At 69.1% G+C, this 17,689-nt stretch carries 12 protein-coding genes and 1 pseudogene; 9 read left to right on the top strand and 4 right to left on the bottom strand.

The window, feature by feature from the left end:
- Window positions 1-113 precede the first annotated feature (113 nt).
- Together AC0685_RS07640 and AC0685_RS07635 are read left to right on the top strand one after the other, a co-directional pair.
- A complete protein-coding gene (locus AC0685_RS07640; RefSeq protein WP_478224842.1) occupies window positions 114-1,262 on the top strand; it encodes an epoxide hydrolase family protein in 1,149 nt (382 codons plus the stop codon).
- Between the two features lie 71 nt (window positions 1,263-1,333).
- On the top strand, window positions 1,334-2,131 hold the full coding sequence (locus tag AC0685_RS07635) for an alpha/beta fold hydrolase (RefSeq protein ID WP_478224841.1): 798 nt from the start codon (window positions 1,334-1,336) through the stop codon (window positions 2,129-2,131).
- Here the strand turns inward: AC0685_RS07635 and AC0685_RS07630 are convergent.
- Window positions 2,112-3,044 (bottom strand): LysR family transcriptional regulator, encoded by a 933-nt coding sequence (locus AC0685_RS07630; protein ID WP_478224840.1) that lies wholly within the window; start codon window positions 3,042-3,044, stop codon window positions 2,112-2,114. The two genes, AC0685_RS07635 and AC0685_RS07630, sit on opposite strands and share 20 nt — an antisense overlap.
- A gap of 23 nt (window positions 3,045-3,067) precedes the next feature.
- Here AC0685_RS07630 and AC0685_RS07625 point away from each other — a divergent pair.
- Window positions 3,068-4,162 (top strand): annotated as a pseudogene (locus AC0685_RS07625) (MFS transporter); the annotation flags it as partial.
- Between the two features lie 20 nt (window positions 4,163-4,182).
- Here AC0685_RS07625 and AC0685_RS07620 read toward each other — a convergent pair.
- A complete protein-coding gene (locus AC0685_RS07620; protein ID WP_478224839.1) occupies window positions 4,183-6,996 on the bottom strand; it encodes an AfsR/SARP family transcriptional regulator in 2,814 nt (937 codons plus the stop codon).
- Between the two features lie 122 nt (window positions 6,997-7,118).
- Here AC0685_RS07620 and AC0685_RS07615 point away from each other — a divergent pair, with 122 nt between their 5' ends.
- Window positions 7,119-7,607 (top strand): hypothetical protein, encoded by a 489-nt coding sequence (locus AC0685_RS07615; RefSeq protein WP_478224838.1) that lies wholly within the window; start codon window positions 7,119-7,121, stop codon window positions 7,605-7,607.
- A gap of 57 nt (window positions 7,608-7,664) precedes the next feature.
- On the opposite strand, the gene AC0685_RS07610 is transcribed toward AC0685_RS07615, so the two are convergent.
- A complete protein-coding gene (locus AC0685_RS07610) occupies window positions 7,665-8,477 on the bottom strand; it encodes an SAM-dependent methyltransferase (protein WP_478224837.1) in 813 nt (270 codons plus the stop codon).
- Window positions 8,478-8,649: 172 nt separating this feature from the next.
- Between AC0685_RS07610 and AC0685_RS07605 the strand changes: the two genes are divergently transcribed.
- The 5 genes from AC0685_RS07605 (at window position 8,650) to AC0685_RS07585 (ending at window position 16,915) form a co-directional block, all read left to right on the top strand.
- Entirely contained in the window at window positions 8,650-9,993 is a 1,344-nt protein-coding gene (locus tag AC0685_RS07605) for a cytochrome P450 (RefSeq protein WP_478224836.1), read from the top strand.
- Between the two features lie 76 nt (window positions 9,994-10,069).
- Window positions 10,070-11,119, top strand: coding sequence for an alpha/beta hydrolase (locus AC0685_RS07600; protein ID WP_478224835.1), 1,050 nt, complete (start codon window positions 10,070-10,072; stop codon window positions 11,117-11,119).
- A gap of 105 nt (window positions 11,120-11,224) precedes the next feature.
- Window positions 11,225-13,339, top strand: coding sequence for an EAL domain-containing protein (locus AC0685_RS07595; protein ID WP_478224834.1), 2,115 nt, complete (start codon window positions 11,225-11,227; stop codon window positions 13,337-13,339).
- 232 nt (window positions 13,340-13,571) lie between these two features.
- Window positions 13,572-15,161: a substrate-binding and VWA domain-containing protein gene (locus tag AC0685_RS07590; protein ID WP_478224833.1), complete on the top strand. Its 1,590-nt coding sequence runs from the start codon at window positions 13,572-13,574 to the stop codon at window positions 15,159-15,161.
- An 8-nt stretch (window positions 15,162-15,169) separates the two neighbouring features.
- Window positions 15,170-16,915, top strand: a complete 1,746-nt coding sequence (locus AC0685_RS07585) for a hypothetical protein (protein WP_478224832.1) — start codon at window positions 15,170-15,172, stop codon at window positions 16,913-16,915.
- Here the strand turns inward: AC0685_RS07585 and AC0685_RS07580 are convergent.
- Window positions 16,909-17,676 (bottom strand): class I SAM-dependent methyltransferase, encoded by a 768-nt coding sequence (locus AC0685_RS07580; protein WP_478224831.1) that lies wholly within the window; start codon window positions 17,674-17,676, stop codon window positions 16,909-16,911. The genes AC0685_RS07585 and AC0685_RS07580 overlap by 7 nt on opposite strands.
- Window positions 17,677-17,689: the final 13 nt, after the last annotated feature.

Raw genomic sequence — 17,689 nt, 5'->3', positions numbered from 1 at the left:
GGCCTTCACGGCCGGACGCGCCCGCTCCTGCCTCTGACTCGATCGTGCCGACGATCCCCGGCCGACTGTCATTTAGGTCACGTTCTGACCTGAATGGTCCCTACGGTCATCTCATGACCGACATCGAGCAGTTCCGCATCGACATCCCGCAGTCCGATCTGGACGACCTGACCGACCGGCTGGCCCGCACCCGCTGGCCGTCGGCGCTGCCCGGTGCCGAGTGGAGCAGGGGCGTCCCGGTCGCGTACCTCAAGGACCTCGCCGAATACTGGCGAGACGGCTACGACTGGCGCGCGTACGAGAAGCGGCTCAACGACTTTCCGCAGTACACCACGACCATCGACGGACATCGGATCCACTTCCTGCACGTCCGCTCGCCGGAGCCGGACGCGATCCCGCTGATCATGACGCACAGCTGGCCGAATTCGATCGCCGAGTTCCTGAACGTCCTCGGACCGCTCACCGATCCGCGAGCCCACGGCCTCGACCCGTCGCGCGCCTTCCACGTCGTCGCGCCGTCCCTGCCGGGCTTCGGCTTCTCCCCGTTTCCCGAGCCGGCCGACGAGCGGCCGTGGGACATCGCGCGGGTGGCGCGGACCTGGGCGGAGCTGATGAGCCGTCTCGGCTACGAACGCTATGGCGCGCACGGGAACGACGCCGGAGCGCTGGTGACGCCCTGCCTCGCGGTGCACGTGCCCGAGCATGTCATCGGCTCGCACATCACCTCCGGACTCGGCGTGCCGACCGGCGATCCTGCCGAGTTCGAGGGGCTCACCGAACGGGATCAGGCGGATCTCGCGGGACTGTTGGAGCGCTTCGCGGGCGGCAGCGGATACGCGCCGTACCTGTCGAACCGGCCGCAGACGCTCAGTTTCGGCTTCCTCGATTCGCCGGTCGCGCAGCTGGCGTACCTGGTCGAACGGTTCAAGGAGTTCGACGGCTGGCCCGAAGGCGCGGCGCCCGCCGAGCCGATCGACCGCGACCTGCTGCTCACCAACGCGACGCTGTACTGGCTGACCGGGACTGGCGGCACCTCGCTGTGGCCGTACTACGAGGGAGCGGCCGCGATGCCGATCGACCAGACCGTGGTGCCGACCGGCGTCTCCCACGGCGGACCGTCCGCGCTGCGCACGATCGCCACCCGCAAGAACGACATCGTGCGCTGGGCGGATCACGAGAGCCCGAGCCATATGGTCGCGATGGCCGTCCCGGACGACGTGGTGACCGAACTCCGCGAATTCTTCGGAAACCTCGCGAAGTGATGTCGAGCGGTGGTCGTCGGCTCCGACCCAGGGACGAAGCTAAAGTGCGAGCGACCCCATGGAGGAACCTGATGACCACCTCGTTCGAGACCGTGACCTCGGCTGACGGCACCGCGATCGCCTTCGAGCGCACGGGACAGGGCGCGCCGGTGATCCTGGTCGGCGGCGCGTTCAACGACCGGACGACCGTCGCCGGCCTGGCCGCGACACTGGCCCCGCACTTCACCGTGATCGCCTACGACCGGCGAGGGCGGGGCGACAGCGGCGCGGGCGCGGTCTATTCGGTGGAACGCGAGGTCGAGGACCTTGCCGCGCTGGTCGAGCACGTCGGTGGTTCGGCGGCGGTGTTCGGGCACTCGTCGGGTGCCGTGCTGGGGCTGGAGGCGGCGGCCAGAGGCGTCGCCATGACAAGCCTCGCCGTGTACGAGCCGCCGTATGTCGTCGACGACAGCCGTACGCGGCCCGCGCCCGACCTCTTCGACCGCGTCCGGGCATTGATCGCCGACGGCGACCGCGACGGCGCGGCCGAGCTCTTCCTGGTCGAAGGGACGGCCACCCCGGCCGAGGTCGTGAAAGGGATGCGGGACGACGCGTTCTGGACGTGGTTCACCGGACTCGCCCACACACTGCCCTACGACCTCGCGCTCTGCGGTCCCGGAAACGTGCTGCCCGCGGAAAGGCTGGCGAAGATTTCGGTGCCCACGCTGGTCATCGACGGTGGGGAGAGCGACGCCTGGATGCGGGCGGGCAGCCGCGCGGTCGCCGACACGGTCCCCGGCGCGCGGTACGCCACCGTCGAGGGGCAGGACCACGGCGTCCTCCACCAGCCGGACAGCTTGCGCGATCTGCTCAGCGAGTTTTTCGGCTGACAGGCTCGGCCTGTTCGAGCAGTTCGGCCAGCGCGGTCAGTGGCGGGCTGACGTGGCCGGTCCGCCAGACGAGACCGAGCTGACTGGACGCTTCCAGGCCGCGGACCGGGACGTAGCGCAGATCGGTGCGGGTGTGCTGTTCCGTCAACGGACGGCACACCAGCATCGCGTGCATCCCGGACGCCGCCAGCGCCATTCCCTGCTGGACGGTCGTGATCCCCGCGGTCGAGGGAATCGGCGTTCCCGACGGAGTGGCGGGCGGGGTGCGCGCGGCCTTCCAGTAGCCGGGGCCGTCGCCGGCACGGTGGAGCAGGTCGAGTTTCGCGAGATCTTCCCGATCGATCGACTCGCGCTCCGCGATGGGGTGACCGGTTCCGACCATCACGTACTGGTCTTGCGGCGGGAACCGGAAGCCGACCGTGAGCTCGGGTTCGTGGACCGGGAGTTCGGCGATGACGGCGTCGATCTCGCCGTCGAGCACGGCGGTGAACGGTGAGCCGAGCGGGACGTCGTGGGTGTGCACGGCCACGCCGTGCCGATCGCGCAGCGCGCGGAAGATCGAAGTGACCTCCTCGTAGACCATGCCGGTGAACCCGACCCGCAGTTCTTCGACGGCGCCGCGCATCGCCCGCTCACGCGCGCGCTCGAAGGTGCGGAGCAGCGCGCGGTAGGCGGGCCGGATCTCCCTGACGAACTGCGCGCCGACGCGGGTGAGCCCGACCTTGCGGCTGGTGCGCTCGACCAGTCGCGCGCCGACCCGTGTCTCCAGCGTGGCGATGAGCTGGCTCACTCGCGATTGCGAGTAGCCGAGCCGCTCTGCCGTATGCCCGAAATGCAGTTCCTCCGCCAGTGTGAGCAGGCATTCGATCTGCTGCAGATGCGCTTGGTGCATGGTCGGAAGCGCGTCACCCATACTCGGACGATAACACCGGATCGATGAGCCTGACTCATCGATCGATGAGGAAAGCGTCGTTGTTCCGGGTGCCGCGCGGTGATGGGCTGGACGGCATGAGTTCCTTTGTCTCTCACCCGGATCCGGTCCTTTCGGAGCGGACTTCCCTGCCGCGATGGGCCGCCGTCGGCGTGCTGACGCTGAGCACGTTCCTGGTGGTGACCTCCGAGATGCTGCCGGTCGGGATGCTCACCCCGATGGCGGACGGTCTCGGTGTCTCCGCGGGCGCGACCGGTCTCAGCCTGACCGTCACCGGTCTGGTTTCGGCGGTCACCGCTCCCGTGGTGCCGCGGCTGCTCGGGGATCTCGACCGCCGCCGGGTGCTGGCCGCGGCCGTGGCGGTGCTGGCCGTCGGCAACGGGCTGACCGCGATCGCCGTCGATTTCGGGCTGCTCATGGTCGCGCGGATCGTGCTCGGTGTCGGTATGGGCGCGGTCTGGGGGATGGCTTCTGCCGTGGCCGTCAGGCTGGTCACGGCTCGCGACAGCGCACTGGCGGTTTCGTTCACCGTCGGGGGCGTCGCCGTCGCCTCGGTGCTCGGAGTGCCGTTGGGCACGTTCGTGGGGAACGCTTTCGGCTGGCGCGCGGCCTTCTGGTCGCTCGCGGTGTGCGCGTCGCTGCTCGTTCCCGCCTTGCTGCTGGCCTTGCCCGAGCTACGCCGTCCCGTGGTCGTCGAAGGGACCGGCACCGGACGGCACCGCTCGTTGTTCCGTCCCGCCGTGGTCACCGGCCTCGCCGTGGTGGTGCTGCTGGTGACCGCGCACTTCGCCGCGTACACCTATGTGCGTCCGGTCCTCGAAGAACTGCCCCGGATGCCGGCGGGCGCGATCGCGTCGCTGTTGCTCGTCTACGGTGTGTTCGGGCTGATCGGCAACTTCGTGGCCGGAGCCGCGGCCGGGCGCAGGCCTCGGCCGACCGTGCTGCTACTGGCGTCCGGTATCGCGGTCGCGCTCGGGCTTCTGGCGCTTTTCGGCGCCTCCACGCTCATCGCCTGGGTCGCGATCGCCCTCTGGGGGATGGCCTACGGCGGACTGTCGGTCGGCGCGCAACTGTGGATGACCGCCCTCGCGCCGGATCGCGTCGAGCACGTCACCGGTCTCTACGTCGGCGTGTTCACCGGTTCGATCGCCCTCGGCGCTTTCGTCGGCGGCCTGGTCGTCGAGGGGGCGGGTGTCGTGCCGTTGCTGTGGAGTACGGCGGCGCTCGCCCTGGTCTCCCTGCTGGTGGGTTCGGTGGGCAGGCCCATCGCGGCGTAGTGGTCTCGTGCGGCGCGGGTCTGCCCCAACCCGGCCAGCGCGCGGGCTTCCTGCAGCCGGTAGCCGATCCGCCTCGCCGTTTCCAGCGCGAGCCGGTGCTGCCCGAGGCCCGTCGTCGTCTCGCCGACCGCGAGGCAGGCGGTTCCGAGGCTGTTCGCCGCCATGGCCAGCAACAGCGGATGGTTGAGCCGGGTGAGGATCGCGCACGCGCGTCCGGCCTGCTCACGCGCGTCGCCCGGACGATGGGCGAGCAGCAGGGCGTCGGCGAGGTCGATCCGGCTCCACGCCTCGCCGAACAGGTACCCGAGCTCCCGCGATGAGTCGATCGAACGCTCGATGGTCGCGAAGGCTTCGTCGAAGTGGCCGAGCCGGGCGAGGACGAGGCCGAGCTGGGCCGAACTCAGGATCGTGCCGCGGTCGTCCTCGCGCAGCGCCACCGACCGCCGGGCCGACTCCAGCGCGTCGGCCAAGTCGCCGAGGACCTCCTGCGTGTTGCTGAGGTTGGTCCACAGCGTCGCGGCGGCGTCGGTGTTGCCGTCCGCGACAGCCAGGCCGTCCCGGTAGAACCGGATCGCTTCGGCGTAGTGGCCGAGCATGCTGTGCAGGGCGCCCGCCCGGGACAGCGCGATCGCTTCGGCCGCGCGATCGCCGGATCTCCGGACGACGTCCAGCCGCTCCATGGCGCAGTCCATCCCCTCGGTGAGCCGCCCGTTCTCCCAGAACGCCAGGGTGAGGCTCGCCAGGCTCAGCTGGACCGCGTGCGGATCCCCGATCCGGCGGGCGGCGGCGACCCCGGTCCGCGCCACGGCGAGCAGCTCGTCGAGATACCCGCATTCCCGAAGGTTTTCCGTGGTGTCCTCGGCGATCCGCCAGGCGTACTCGTCGAGACCGGTGTCGAGCGCGTGGCGCGTCACCGCGACCAGGTTCGCCCGCTCCTCGCGGTACCAGCCGGGGCCGCCGCCGTCGCGATAGTGATCGAGCAGCCTGGTCATCGCCGGACCCGATTCCTCGTCGCGCGCGACGGTGCGGGCGTGCTCGGCGATCAGGTCGTGGAACGCGTAGCGGCCGAGCGCGGGCTGCCTGAGCAGGTGGGCGTCGAGCAGGTCCTCCAGCAGCCGTTCGGCCTCGTGCTCGCCGGTACCGGCCAGCGCGGCCGCCGCGGGTACCCCGATGTCGGTGCCGGGATTCCGCCCCAGCAAACGGAACATGCGCTGCTGCGCGGTGTCGAGCTCCCGATAGGACAGTGCGAACGCCGCGGCCACGTCGCGTCCGCCGACCTTCAGCTCGGCCAGCCTGTCGTGTTCGGATCCCAGCCGTTCGGCCAGGGTCTCCACGGTCCATTGCGGACGATTCTGCAACCGGGCCGCCGCGATCCGGATCGCCAGCGGCAGGTTCCCGCACAACGCGGCCACGCCCGAGCCGGGTCGTCCGGACGCCGCCGCGAACAGGGCGCCCGCCTGTTCGTCCGGCAGGACTTCGAGACTGATCGACGCGGCACCGTCGACCGCGGCCAGCCGGCGCCTGCTGGTGACCACGAGCGCGACCGTGGCGGAACCCGGCACCAATGGTCTGAGCTGTTCGGCGCTCGCGGCGTTGTCGAGCACCACGAGCAGTGACCGGCCCGCCGTTCGGGCGCGCCAGAGCTCGGCCCGCCGCTCCACGCCGCCGGGGAGCCTGCTCGCCGGGATGTCCAGCTGGCCGAGCAGGGCTTCGAGCGCGGCCTCGGGCGAGAGCGGTTCACGGGCGGGGGAATGCCCGTGCAGATCCACGAACAGCTGCCCGTCGGGGAAATCGGCGGCGAGCCGGTGCGCGACGTGGACGGCGAGCGAGGTCTTGCCGACGCCGGCCATCCCGTCGACGGCCACCGGGCGGCCGAGCCGGATGGTGTCGAGCAGACGGCCGATCTCGGCTTCCCTGCCGGTGAAATCCGGGACGTCGTAAGGGAGGAAGCACCGGGTCTTGCCGTACTCCGGCTCGTCGCGGAGGATCCGCTCGTAGAGTTCGCGCAGCTTCGGCCCGGGTTCGATCCCGAGTTCCTCCACCAGCCGCGTCCGCGCCTGCCGGTAGACGTTCAGCGAGTCGGCCTGCCTGCCCTGCTGGTGCAGCGCGCGCATGAGCAGCCCGGCGAACGGCTCCCGGAGCGGGTGGTCGGCGACCAGCGCCGTCAGTTCGGCGACGGTGTCCTCCCCGGCGGAGATCTCTTCGTCGAGGCAACGCTCCACAACGGACAGACGACGCTCGTCGAGTTCTTCGGCCTCGCCGCGCAGCGCCATACTGTCCACACCGGACAGAGCCGGGCCGTGCCAGCACCCGAGTGCTTCACGGAACTCGCCGCGCGAGACGTGCTCCTCGAACGTGCGCAGATCGAAGGGGCGCGGGCGCAGGACGAAGCCCGGGCCTTCGGCGGTCAGGACGTCGTCGTCGGCGCCCTCGGCGACGAGTGCGCGTTTCAGCGCGGTGGTGAGATTGCGGATCTGCCGGGTGGCCGTGGCGGGCGGATCCTCGTCCCAGACGACGTCCACCAGCCGGGAGACCGAGACGACGCGATCGGCGCCGAGCAGCAGCGCGGCCAGGATCCGCTCCTGCCGTGAGCCCGCCAGCTTCAGCGCCCGCGCGCCGCCGCGGACCTGCACCGGACCCAGTATCCGAAACTCCATCGCACCCCCTTCCGCGAGGTTAACCGGCCGCCCGCCCGCGCCGGTGCGGAAGTGATGCAGCTGTGATGCGCCGTCCGGCGAACCTGCTGAGGACGGAATACGGGACGTGATGAGGAGAACCCATGCGCAAGCGGTATTACGCGGCGTTGGCCGGGCTGGTCGTGGCCGCGGCGGGAATCGGCGTGCCCGCCGCGGCGGTGGCCAGTGACCAACGGGCGGAGACGGAGCGGCAGGTCTGTCAGCGCGCGTTCGACCGCGCGGTCTGGGAGGACATGGACAGCTTCAACAAACGCGACGAGGCCCGCTACCGGGCGATCATCCACCAGAACATGGTCACCATCGGCCGTAAGGGCCAGACGATCATCGGCTACGACGCCAACGTGGACCCGGTGGTCGATGTGCAGTTCAAGCTCCCGTACGAGTGGAGCATGCCGTGGACGGTGACCCACACCGTCGTCGAGGACTGCAAGATGGGCTACGCGATCCTCGACGCCTACTACAAGGCTCCGTCGCAGAACATCGACCGGCACTACACGATCAGCCTGACGCTGGTGCGTGAGCACGGCAAGTGGCTGGTCATCAAGGACACCGTGACCGACGTGCTGCCCTGAGGGAGGTCGTGAGTGGTAAGGACGGTTCTAACCGTCCTTACCACTCACGAGGTGACCCTAGGGTTTCCGGCCCACCCCGGCGTACGGCAACGCGTTGATCTCCGGGTCCTCGGACATGTCGCCGGCTCCCTGGGGGTTCCACATCGCGCAGCCGACGACGCCGGGCTCGACGACGTCGAATCCGTCGAAGAACGAAAGCACCTCGTCGTGGGTCCGGGGGATGGGGTCGTTCTGGGTGCTCTTGTACGCCTCGATGGCCTCGTCGAGGCCGCTCGAGTTCGCGTCGGCGGCGACGTGCGAGATGGCGAGGAAGCTGCCGGGGGCGATTCGCTCCCGATAGCGGGCCAGTATCGCGTGCGGATCCCATGAGTCCGGCACGAAATGCAGCAGCAGCAACATGAACAGGCCGACCGGCTGGTCGAGGTCCAGCAGTTCCTTCGTTTCGGGAGCGTCGAGGATGTCGTTGACGTCGCGGAGGTCGGCCTGGATCGCCGCGCACCGGTCGTTGCCGCGCAGCAGCAGTTTGGCGTGGGCCACGGCGACGGACTCGCGGTCGACGTAGACCACCCGGCAGGACGGGTCGATCCGCTGGACGATCTCGTGGAGGTTGCCGACGGTCGGGATGCCGGAGCCGATGTCGAGGAACTGCCGCACGCCCGCGTCCACCATGTGCAGCGCGGCGCGCCGGAGGAACGCCCGGTTGAGGCGGGCCGCGTCGCGGATCCCTGGCATGATCTTCAGGATCTGCTCGCCGAGAACACGGTCGGCCTGGAAGTTGTGGTCGCCGTTGAGCCAGTAGTCGTAGACTCGGGCGGGATTCGGCACGGTCGTGTCGACCTCGGGGGGTACCCAGCTCAGGTTCGAAGTCACCGTCGTCGCCGCCGTTCGGTTGGGATCCGTTGGGGCACAGGAGTCTAGCGGGCTCACGGGAACTGGCCGCCATCGTCCGATCGTGTGGATGTCCGACGGCGGAGCCGTCTTCGCGGCCTCGTGGCCCTAAAGTGGCTGGGTTCAGCGCCCAGTCACCGGGGAGACGAGCACGATGGCACCACCTCCGGACGTCGCCGTCGCACCAGGCCGGTGGCCGCTGCTGGGACATACCGTGCCGATGCTGCGTGATCCGGTGAAACTGTTGTCCTCACTGCGATCGCACGGCGACGTCGTGCGGCTCGACTTCGGCCCGATGCCGGTCTACCTGGTCACCACGCCGGAACTGGCCTGGCGGTTGCTCGCCGTCGACGCGGCGAAGTTCGACAAAGGCATCGTGTTCGACAAGATGCGGCCGTTGTTCGGCGACGGGCTCGCGACCTCCAACGGAGCCTTCAACCAGCGGCAACGACGGATGATGCTGCCCGCCTTCCAGCGAAGCCGTATCGCGCTCTACGCCGAGACGACGATGACGAAGGTCGCTGTAGACCTTGCGGACGCGTGGAAACCGGGCGAGGTGGTCGAATTCGACCGGCGCATGCAGGATCTCGCGCTGACCGTCTCCGGGCGCACGCTGTTCTCCACCGAACTCGGCGACGACGCGCTCACCGAGATCCAGCGGTCGATCCCGATCATGTTGAAGTACGTCATGGTCAGGGCGTTCTCGCCGAAGTTCGTGGAACGCCTGCCGATCCCGGCCAACCGCGAGTTCGACGCGGCGGCCGCACGCCTGCGGCGGGTCATCGGCGACGCCGTCGTCCGGGCGCGCGAGAAGGGCGGCGATCAGGGCGACCTGCTGTCGATGTTGTTGCTGGCCGAAGACGACGAGACCGGCGAGAAGATGACCGACCGTCAAGTAGAGGACGAGGTCATCACGATCCTCACCACCGGCGCCGAGACGACGGCCGTCGCGCTCGCGTGGTTCTTCCACGAAATCGGGGCGCGGCCGGAGATCGAGCGCCGCTTCCACGCGGAGGTCGACGAGGTGCTGGCAGGCGGGCCCGCGCGGTTCGAACACGTGCCGCGCCTGGTCTACACGCAGCGGATCATCAACGAGGTCGTCCGCCGCACCCCGCCGGTGATCCTGATGCGGCGGGCGCGCGAGGACGTCGAACTCGGCGGCGTGCGCGTCCCCGCCGGTACCGAGGTCGCGGTCAGCCAGCACACGCTGCACCGCGATCCGCGCTGGTTCCCCGATCCCGGCCGCTTCGATCCGGATCGCTGGGAGCCGGAGCGCGCCGCGGAGGTACCGAAGGGCGCGTTCATTCCCTTCGGCGCCGGAGCCCGGCTGTGCCCCGGACATCAGTTCGCACCCACCGAGATCGCGTTGGTGGCGGCGACGATCGGCGCCCGGTGGCGGATGGAACCGGTACCGGGTGTGAAGGTCTTTCCCAAGATCAAAGCGACGATGCAGCCGAACCGGTTGCCGATGATCGCGCGGCCGAGAACCTCGGGCTGACGGTGAGCGTCCGATCACCCCGTGTAGGGTTCATGCTCCTTCCGAGCGTCCCGATTCCGGAGAGGGTTCTGTGAGAATGCCGCTCAAACTGGCCACGGCGGTGGCCGCCTGCTGCGTGCTCCTCGGTGGTTTCCTGGTCGCGGCCCCGGCCGAAGCCGTCGACGTCCGCTGTTCCGATCTGGATCTGCCGGTCACCGGCCCGCTCGGCGAACCCGCCACGGTCCACGGCCGGCTCTGCCTGCCCGGCGGTCCGGCACCCGGCGCGGTGCAGTTGCTGGTGCACGGCGGTACCTACAACAGCGCCTACTGGGACCTGCCCTACGACCCGGATCGCTATTCGTACCAGCGGGACATGGCCAAGCACGGTTACGCGACCTTCGCCGCGGACCAGCTCGGTACGGGCGGGAGCAGCAAACCGCCCAGCCTTCCGCTCCTGCTGCCGGTGCTGGCGCGCTCGATGCACGAGGTGATCGGCCATCTGCGCGCGGGCCGGGTCGGCGGCACGCCGTTCGAGAAGGTCGTGATCGTCGGGCATTCGGTCGGTTCCGGCATCGTCGCGGCCGAGGCTTCGACGTATCAGGACGTGGACGGCGTGATCCTCACCGGAATGACGCATCTGCCATCGGTCCCCGCGCTGACCTTCGGGGTGCTCTTCGGCCTCCAGCCCGCGTTCACCGACGGGAAACTCGGTTCGCTCGGCAGCGATCCGCTGTATTTCACGACGAAACCGGGAGCACGTGCCGGACTGTTCTACGCGACGGAAAATGCCGACCCCCGGGTCATCGAAGCCGACGAGGCGACGAAGGATCAGGTTTCGGTCCCGGGAATGGGAACGGTCGCCGTGTTCGGGATCGTGCTGCCCGCGACGAAAGCGATCCGGGTGCCGGTTCTCCAGGCGGTCGGCTCGAAGGACATCCTGTTCTGCGGCCTTTTCGCGCTTCGGGACTGCTCGAGCGGCGAGACGCTGCGCCCGGCGGAAGCGCCGTTCTACCGGCCTGAGGCACAGCTTTCCACGTATGTTCTGTCCGGTGCCGGACATTCGCTGGCCTTACACCGCAACGCGTCCGAATATCGGGACGCCACCCGCGTTTGGCTGAGGGACAAGGTGGGAGTTGCAGTACCGTAGGGTGACCACCCGATTGGATGATCGGCGAACCGTGAGTACGGTTAGAGAATCGTGGAAGATGGTTCTCCACCACGGAATACGAAAGCGACCCCAGGACCGGCGGACGTGACTGCCCCACTTTCGGACGGCGAAGAGTTCCCCGTATCGCCGGACGCCCCGAAGAGAACTTCATCCTCCGCATCCCCGAAGCGGAAGAACACCGCGCCGACCCGCGCCACGCTGGCCCGCAAGTGGGCTTACCTGGTCACCGGTACGGCGTATCTTCCGTATACCCACGCGCAGATCGAAGAGCATTTCGCCGCTCTGCTGGACGAGGTCTTCGCGGCGGTGCTGAGCGAAGACGCCGAGCCCGCGCAGGCCGCCGAAGCCGGCGCGCGGCTCGTCGCGCTCAGATGCGTCGGCCCGGACAGCCTCCGTCGCACGATGGAGGTGCTCGGCAAGGGGCTCTTGCACGAGCCGGAGTTGCGGAGCGTGAAGTCGCTCCCCGAACGGGTACTGCAGGTGCTCGGCGCGCTCGCGGCCGGTTATGGCGAGGCGTTGCGCGAGAGCATCCAGACACAGCAAGAGGATCTGAGCCGCACCCTGGTCACGCTCGAACGCGAGACCCGGCGCGAACTGGTGCTGACCCAGGCACGTTTCGAACAGCTCTTCACCGGTTCGGCCACCGGCGTGGCCGTCACCAGGGTCGACGGCCGCGTCCAGCGGGTGAACCCCGCGTTCGCCGAAATGCTGAACCGGCCCGTCGCGGACCTGACCGGGCTCAACCTCTACGACCTCGTGCATCCGGACGACGCCGAGGGACTGCGCGAGGGCTACCGGAAGCTGCTCGAAGGCGAGAGCCAGCGGCTCGAGCTGTCGCGAAGACTCGTAGCCGAGGACGAGGAACCGACGTGGGCCGGTTTCTCCGGCGCTGTCATCCGCGACCCGGCTGGCGAGGCCCAGCAGCTGGTCACCCTGGTCGACGGGGACACGGACGTCTCGTTGCTGCAGCGGCAGCTGAGCCGTCAAGCCCTGCACGACCCGCTGACCGGCCTGCCGAACCGGCAGTGCTTCGGAACGCGCCTGGAACGGGCACTGCAGCACGCCGACCCGTCCTTCGGCGTCACCGTCTATCACCTCGACCTGGACGGTTTCTCCCTGATCGCGGGCGGGCTCGGCCAGAAACAGAGCGACGACCTGCTGAAGAACGTCGCCGCGAAGCTGCGGGCCGTCGTCGGCGGCGAGGACGCGCTCGTCGCCAGGATCGGCGGCGACGAATTCGGCATCCTCATCCAGAACACCGCGGCCAGCCCGGACGTCGCCACCGTCATCGGCATGATCAACCAGGAGCTCTCCGAACCGGTCTACCTCGAAAGCGGCAGCGGGGTGGCGGTCTCGGCCTGCGTCGGGGTCGTGCACCGGCCACCGAGAGACATCGCGCCGAACGAGCTGCTGCGCGTCTCCGGAATGACGCTGCGCCGGGCGCAGGCCAACGGCTACCGTCAGTGGGCGCTGTCCGATTCCGTTCTCGACATCAGGGAACGGCACGAGTTCGGCTTGGCCGTTTCCATGGCGGGTGCCTGGGAGACCGGCCAGATCGAGGTCGGCTTCCGGCCGCTGACCTGGCTGGCGGACAGCAGGCCGGCGGGTATCGAGGCGAGGCTCGCGTGGAACCACCCGCGCCACGGCCGGATCGGTCACGACACCTGCGCCCGCTTCGCCGACGAGACCGGTCTCATCACGCCACTGGGCGAATGGCTCATCCGCATCGCCTGCGAGGAGTCGGACGACAGGCTCCCGATGGTCGTGGGACTGACCCCGCACCAGGCCGCCGATCCCGATCTCGTCGGGTCGGTGCGGACCATCCTGACCGCGACCGGAGTCGGGCCGTCACGGTTGCGGCTGGGCTTCCCCGTCGGCGCGGTGCTCGCCGAACTCGGCGAGACGGTCGACAACCTGCATCTCCTCGCCGAGATCGGCGTGGACGCGGAACTGCAGGACTTCGGCGCGGCCGGTGACGTCGTCTGCCTCGTCGACGTACCCGTGCGGACGGTCCGGATCGCGGCCCGGCTGGCGGAGCGGCGGACGGAACCACTGGCGGAACGTTCGCTGCGGAACCTCATCGACACCGCGACCATGGCGGGCGCGACGGTGATCGCGGACGGGATCGACTCGACCGGCGACGCCGGATGGTGGCAGAACGCCGGTGCCCACATCGGAGCCGGAAGGTATTTCGGCTAGGCCGATCTCGTGTGCTCGGAGCCGTAACTCGCGTGCTTGGAGCCGTAACTCGCGTGCTTGGAGCCGTAACTCGTGAGTTCCGCCTCCAAGCACGTGAGTTCCGGGTTTGAGCACACGAGTCACGATTTCGGTTAGGCCGTTTGCCGCAGCCGAAGGCGCTAAGTTACCCGAGGGTTGACGTTCGCGGGCGGATTGGGCAACATCCCAGGTCCTCACCCCGCACCTCGGAGGCATGCACATGCAGGTAGGCCCGAGGCGTGGCGGGCGTTTCAACGCGCCCGTCGTCGTCTTGAGCCTGTTGCTGGTGATCGCGCTCGGTGCCTGGTGGGGCGTGGACTATCTGCGGGCCCGGTTGGCGGGCAACGGTTGTGACGCCCTGACGCCGGTCGAGATCACCGCGGCGCCCGACGTGGCACCGGTGCTCACGCGGCTCGCGAAGACCGTGCCGCAGGAAGAATGCTTCAGTGTCAACGTGACCGCGCGCGAGTCGGCCGAAGTCGCCGATCTGCTCGGGACCACCGCCTCCGGCGGGCCCGACGTCTGGGTTCCCGAGTCGAGCACGATGTTGTCGCAAGCCAGGGACGCCGGCGCGTGGAACCTGCCGGAATCCGGTCAGTCGGTGGCGAATTCCCCGGTGGTGCTGGGACTTCCCGACGAAACCGCGCGGCGGTTCGGCTGGCCGGGGAAGGCGCCTTCCTGGCAGGAGATCCTCGACGGCTCCCTGGTCGGGATCCCGGACCCGGCGCGCGATCCGCTCGGCGTCGGCACCCTGCTCGCCCTGCGGAAGGTGACCGAGAAGGAGCCCGATCCGGCCGCGGCCTTCACCGCCGCCATGCGGAAGCTGAACCCCGCGCCGGGCCAGGCCCCGGCGGCTGCCCCGGCGACCGAACAGGCGGTACTCGCACGGAATCTGGTCGCCGCGTACCCCGGTGTCCCGGTGCAGGGGTTCGACTACCCGTATGTCGTGCTGCCCAAGGCATCCGAAGCGTCGCGGACCGCGGCGGAACGTTTTCTGCGGCTGCTGCTCGATCCGCTCGCCGGGAGCATCTTCGCCGACGAAGGATTCCGGGCGCCCAGCGGTCAGTTCGCCGTGCCGCGGGCGCAGGACAGCCGGACCGACCCGGCGCCGCATCCGCCGGGACCGCCGCCGGTGACCGACCTGTACGCCGCGCTGCAGGCCTGGGCCGGGACGAACCTGAGCGCCCGGGTCCAGGTGCTGCTCGACGTCTCCGGTTCGATGGCCGCCTCCGTGCCGGGTACGGGGAAGAGCCGGATGGAGCTCACCCTGCAGGCCGCGACGCAGGGGCTCGGGCTCTTCAAGCCCTCCACGGAGCTGGGGTTGTGGCTGTTCTCGACCAAATTGGACGGTGACAAGGACCATCGGATCCTGTTGCCGATGAAGACGATCGCCGAGCAGAAGTCGTCGGGCGGGGTCGAGCGGCTGCAAGCCGTGCGGCCGAAAGCCGGTGGCGCGACCGGGCTCTACGATTCGATCCTCGCCGCGTACCAGAACGCCAGGCAGAACTGGAAACCCGGCCGGATCAACCTGGTCGTCGTCCTCACCGACGGGCGCAACGAGGACAGCGAGACGATCGGGCTGCCGCGGCTGCTGGAGGAACTGGGCGAACTCCAGGACCCGAGGAAACCGCTGCCCGTCATCGGGATCGGCATCGGGCCGGATATCGACGCGTCCGAACTGCGGCGGGTTTCCACCGCCACCGGCGGGGATTCGTTCACCACCCCCGATCCGAGGAAGATCTCGGACGTCTTCTACCAGGCGTTGAGCAAGATCATGTGCCAGCCGCCGACCTGCAAGAATTGAGGCGACCCGTGGCTCTCCGGGGGAAAAGACCTTCGCCGGTCACCTTGGCCGCGTTCGCCGCCGGTGTGATTCCGTTCGTGCTGCACGCGTGGGCCGCCCTGCACGGCAGCCTCGCACAAGACGATTTCGTCATCACCTACCACGCCGCGAAGTCGGGCCCGTTCGACTTCGGCTACTTCTTCCAGGATTACCACGGCCATCTCGCGCCGGGCGGATTCCTGCTCGCCGACGTGCTGACCGCGTGGGCGCCCCTGAACTTCGCCGCGCTGATGGCGCCGGTCCTGGTGATGCAGGCGGCGTCCTCGGTGCTGTTGTGGGCGATACTCGTGCGCTGCTTCGGGCGCCGGTGGGGGATTCTCGTCCCGTTCACGATGTTCACGACGTCGACCTTGCTGCTCGTCCCGACGTTGTGGTGGGCGTACGCCATCCAGATCGCGCCCGTACTGCTGGCCGCCACCGCCGCCCTCCACGCGCACATGCGGTATCTCGCCGACGGCGGGCGCTGGGCGATCGCCACCATTGCCTGGACCGTGTTCGGGCTGGCCTTCTACGAGAAGGCCGTGTTCATCCCGGTGCTGATCGCCGGGATCACCGTGTTGCTCGGCATTTCCCTGCGCCGTCACCTCGTGCTGATGGGTGTCCTCGCCGCCGTCCTGGCGGGCTACGCCGTCGTTTTCCTGGCCTTGACCACGAGCCAGGTCGGGCAAGGCGGCGGTGCGGTCACCGTCGGCACGGTCGCGGACATGACGGGCCGGATGCTCGGTGACACCCTGATCCCCGGACTCGTGGGCGGGCCTTGGTCGGGCCCGGGGCCCGGGGCGACGTTCGCCGCTTCACCCGTGGCGGTGCGGATTCCACTGCTCCTCCTGGCCGTCGTGGTGCTGGTCGCCGGGATCCGCGTGGGCGGGCTCCGGGCCAAGAAGGCGTGGCTGCTGCTGGGGCTGGTGTTCGTGGCGGACATCGGGCTTTCGGCGGCCACCCGGCTCACCGAGGTCGGCCCGGAACTGGGCAGCGATCCCCGCTACGTCGCCGATCTGGCGCTCGTCGTCGTGCTGTGTCTCGCTTTCGCCTTCCTGGAACCGAGACCGCTCGACCGGCCTTCGGATATCGTGCCGTCCGCGGCGAAACGCCCGATCGCCCTGGCGCTGTGCCTCGCCCTGCTCGCGAGTTCCGCCGTGGGGTTCTCCCGGCTGGCGCCCGGACTGCGGTTCGACCACTCCCGTGAGTTCCTCGCCAACGCGCGGGCCTCGATCGAACGGGACCCCGATCTCGTGCTGTTCGACACGGCTGTGCCGAACGACGTCCTGCACGGCTGGTTCGGCGAAAACGCCCGCACGTCACGGGTGGTGGGGCTGATCCCGGGCTTCCTGTTCGACCAGCCGACGAGCCGGATGTCCCTTTTGGACGATGCGGGCACCGCGCGGACGATCACCGGTGTGGAACCGGTTTCCCGCGGCGTGCCCGGCCCGGTGGCGGGCTGCGGGTACACCGTCGGGGAACACTTGGTCCGCGTTCCGTTGGACACGCCGGTTCTCGGTCGCCACCTGCTGCGGATCGACTATTTCACCTCGGACGGCGGCGAAGGGTTCGTGGACCGCGACGGAATCCGCGTGCCGGTGTGGTTCCAACCCGGCCTGCACACGATGTATCTGCCGATCGAGGGCCTGTTCGACAAGATCGGCTTTCAGTTGTCCGCCAAGGGTGCTCCCGTCTGTCTCGCGAAGGTCGACGTCGGCAAGCCGCTCACTCAGTAGGGGTCGTACGGGCTGTCGTGGCCGAAGACCCTGGCAACGGGCGCCAGCCGGAGCCGCAGCAGGACCTTGATCCCGACGTTGCGCAGGAACCACGGCATCTGGGCGAGCACGCGCAGTCTGTCCTTGAGCGACGGTGGGGAGAGCCGGAACCGGGCCAGCGACGTCGCGCGGTCGAGATAGGTGTAGCGCCGTCCGAAGAGGACTTTCGCGATGGTGCCGAGGGTGACGCCGATCGACGAAAAACAGTCGTGGACCAGGATTTCCCGGCCATCGGCCAGGTTGGCCGACCAGCGCAGGTCGTCGGTGTAGGTCCAGTAGTCGTGTTTGCCGTCGATGTAGAGCAGCTGGATCGGACGGTCCCAGGTCGGGCGGAGTTTCGTGCTGTACTCCGCCACGAGCTCCACGACGTCCTCGACACCCGCCTTTCTCAGGTTCGCCTCGAACCGTTGGCGTGTCGGCGATCCGCCGAACAGGCGGCCGTCGACGAACGGGTCGACGGCGACCACCCGCGCGCCGACCGTGCGGGCGGCACTGGCGAGCACGATCGTCGAACGGCCCTGGTGGCTGCCGATTTCGACGATCAGTTCGCCTTCGGACAGGCGGCGGGCCGCGTTCCATAAGGCCAGGCCCTGATCGCGGGTCATCCAGCCTTTGACCGGCTCGGCGAGCGACCACGCTTCTTCGAAACCGTCCGTCAGGGGTCTTTGCTTCTGCGTGATGACGCACCTGCTCAGGTCGCGGGGACGAATGGGTAGGCGCATAGTAGCCACGTTT

The organism is Amycolatopsis sp. NPDC043889 (assembly GCF_056435645.1).
This window is presented reverse-complemented; position numbering and strand designations above follow the sequence as displayed.

What these genes read in the sequence shown, in the direction of transcription:
- AC0685_RS07640 (WP_478224842.1), top strand. Translation starts at nt 114, where the DNA reads ATGACCGACATCGAGCAGTTCCGCATCGACATCCCGCAGTCCGATCTG.
- AC0685_RS07635 (WP_478224841.1), top strand. Translation starts at nt 1,334, where the DNA reads ATGACCACCTCGTTCGAGACCGTGACCTCGGCTGACGGCACCGCGATC.
- AC0685_RS07630 (WP_478224840.1), bottom strand. Translation starts at nt 3,044, where the DNA reads ATGGGTGACGCGCTTCCGACCATGCACCAAGCGCATCTGCAGCAGATC.
- AC0685_RS07620 (WP_478224839.1), bottom strand. Translation starts at nt 6,996, where the DNA reads ATGGAGTTTCGGATACTGGGTCCGGTGCAGGTCCGCGGCGGCGCGCGG.
- AC0685_RS07615 (WP_478224838.1), top strand. Translation starts at nt 7,119, where the DNA reads ATGCGCAAGCGGTATTACGCGGCGTTGGCCGGGCTGGTCGTGGCCGCG.
- AC0685_RS07605 (WP_478224836.1), top strand. Translation starts at nt 8,650, where the DNA reads ATGGCACCACCTCCGGACGTCGCCGTCGCACCAGGCCGGTGGCCGCTG.
- AC0685_RS07600 (WP_478224835.1), top strand. Translation starts at nt 10,070, where the DNA reads ATGCCGCTCAAACTGGCCACGGCGGTGGCCGCCTGCTGCGTGCTCCTC.
- AC0685_RS07590 (WP_478224833.1), top strand. Translation starts at nt 13,572, where the DNA reads ATGCACATGCAGGTAGGCCCGAGGCGTGGCGGGCGTTTCAACGCGCCC.
- AC0685_RS07580 (WP_478224831.1), bottom strand. Translation starts at nt 17,676, where the DNA reads ATGCGCCTACCCATTCGTCCCCGCGACCTGAGCAGGTGCGTCATCACG.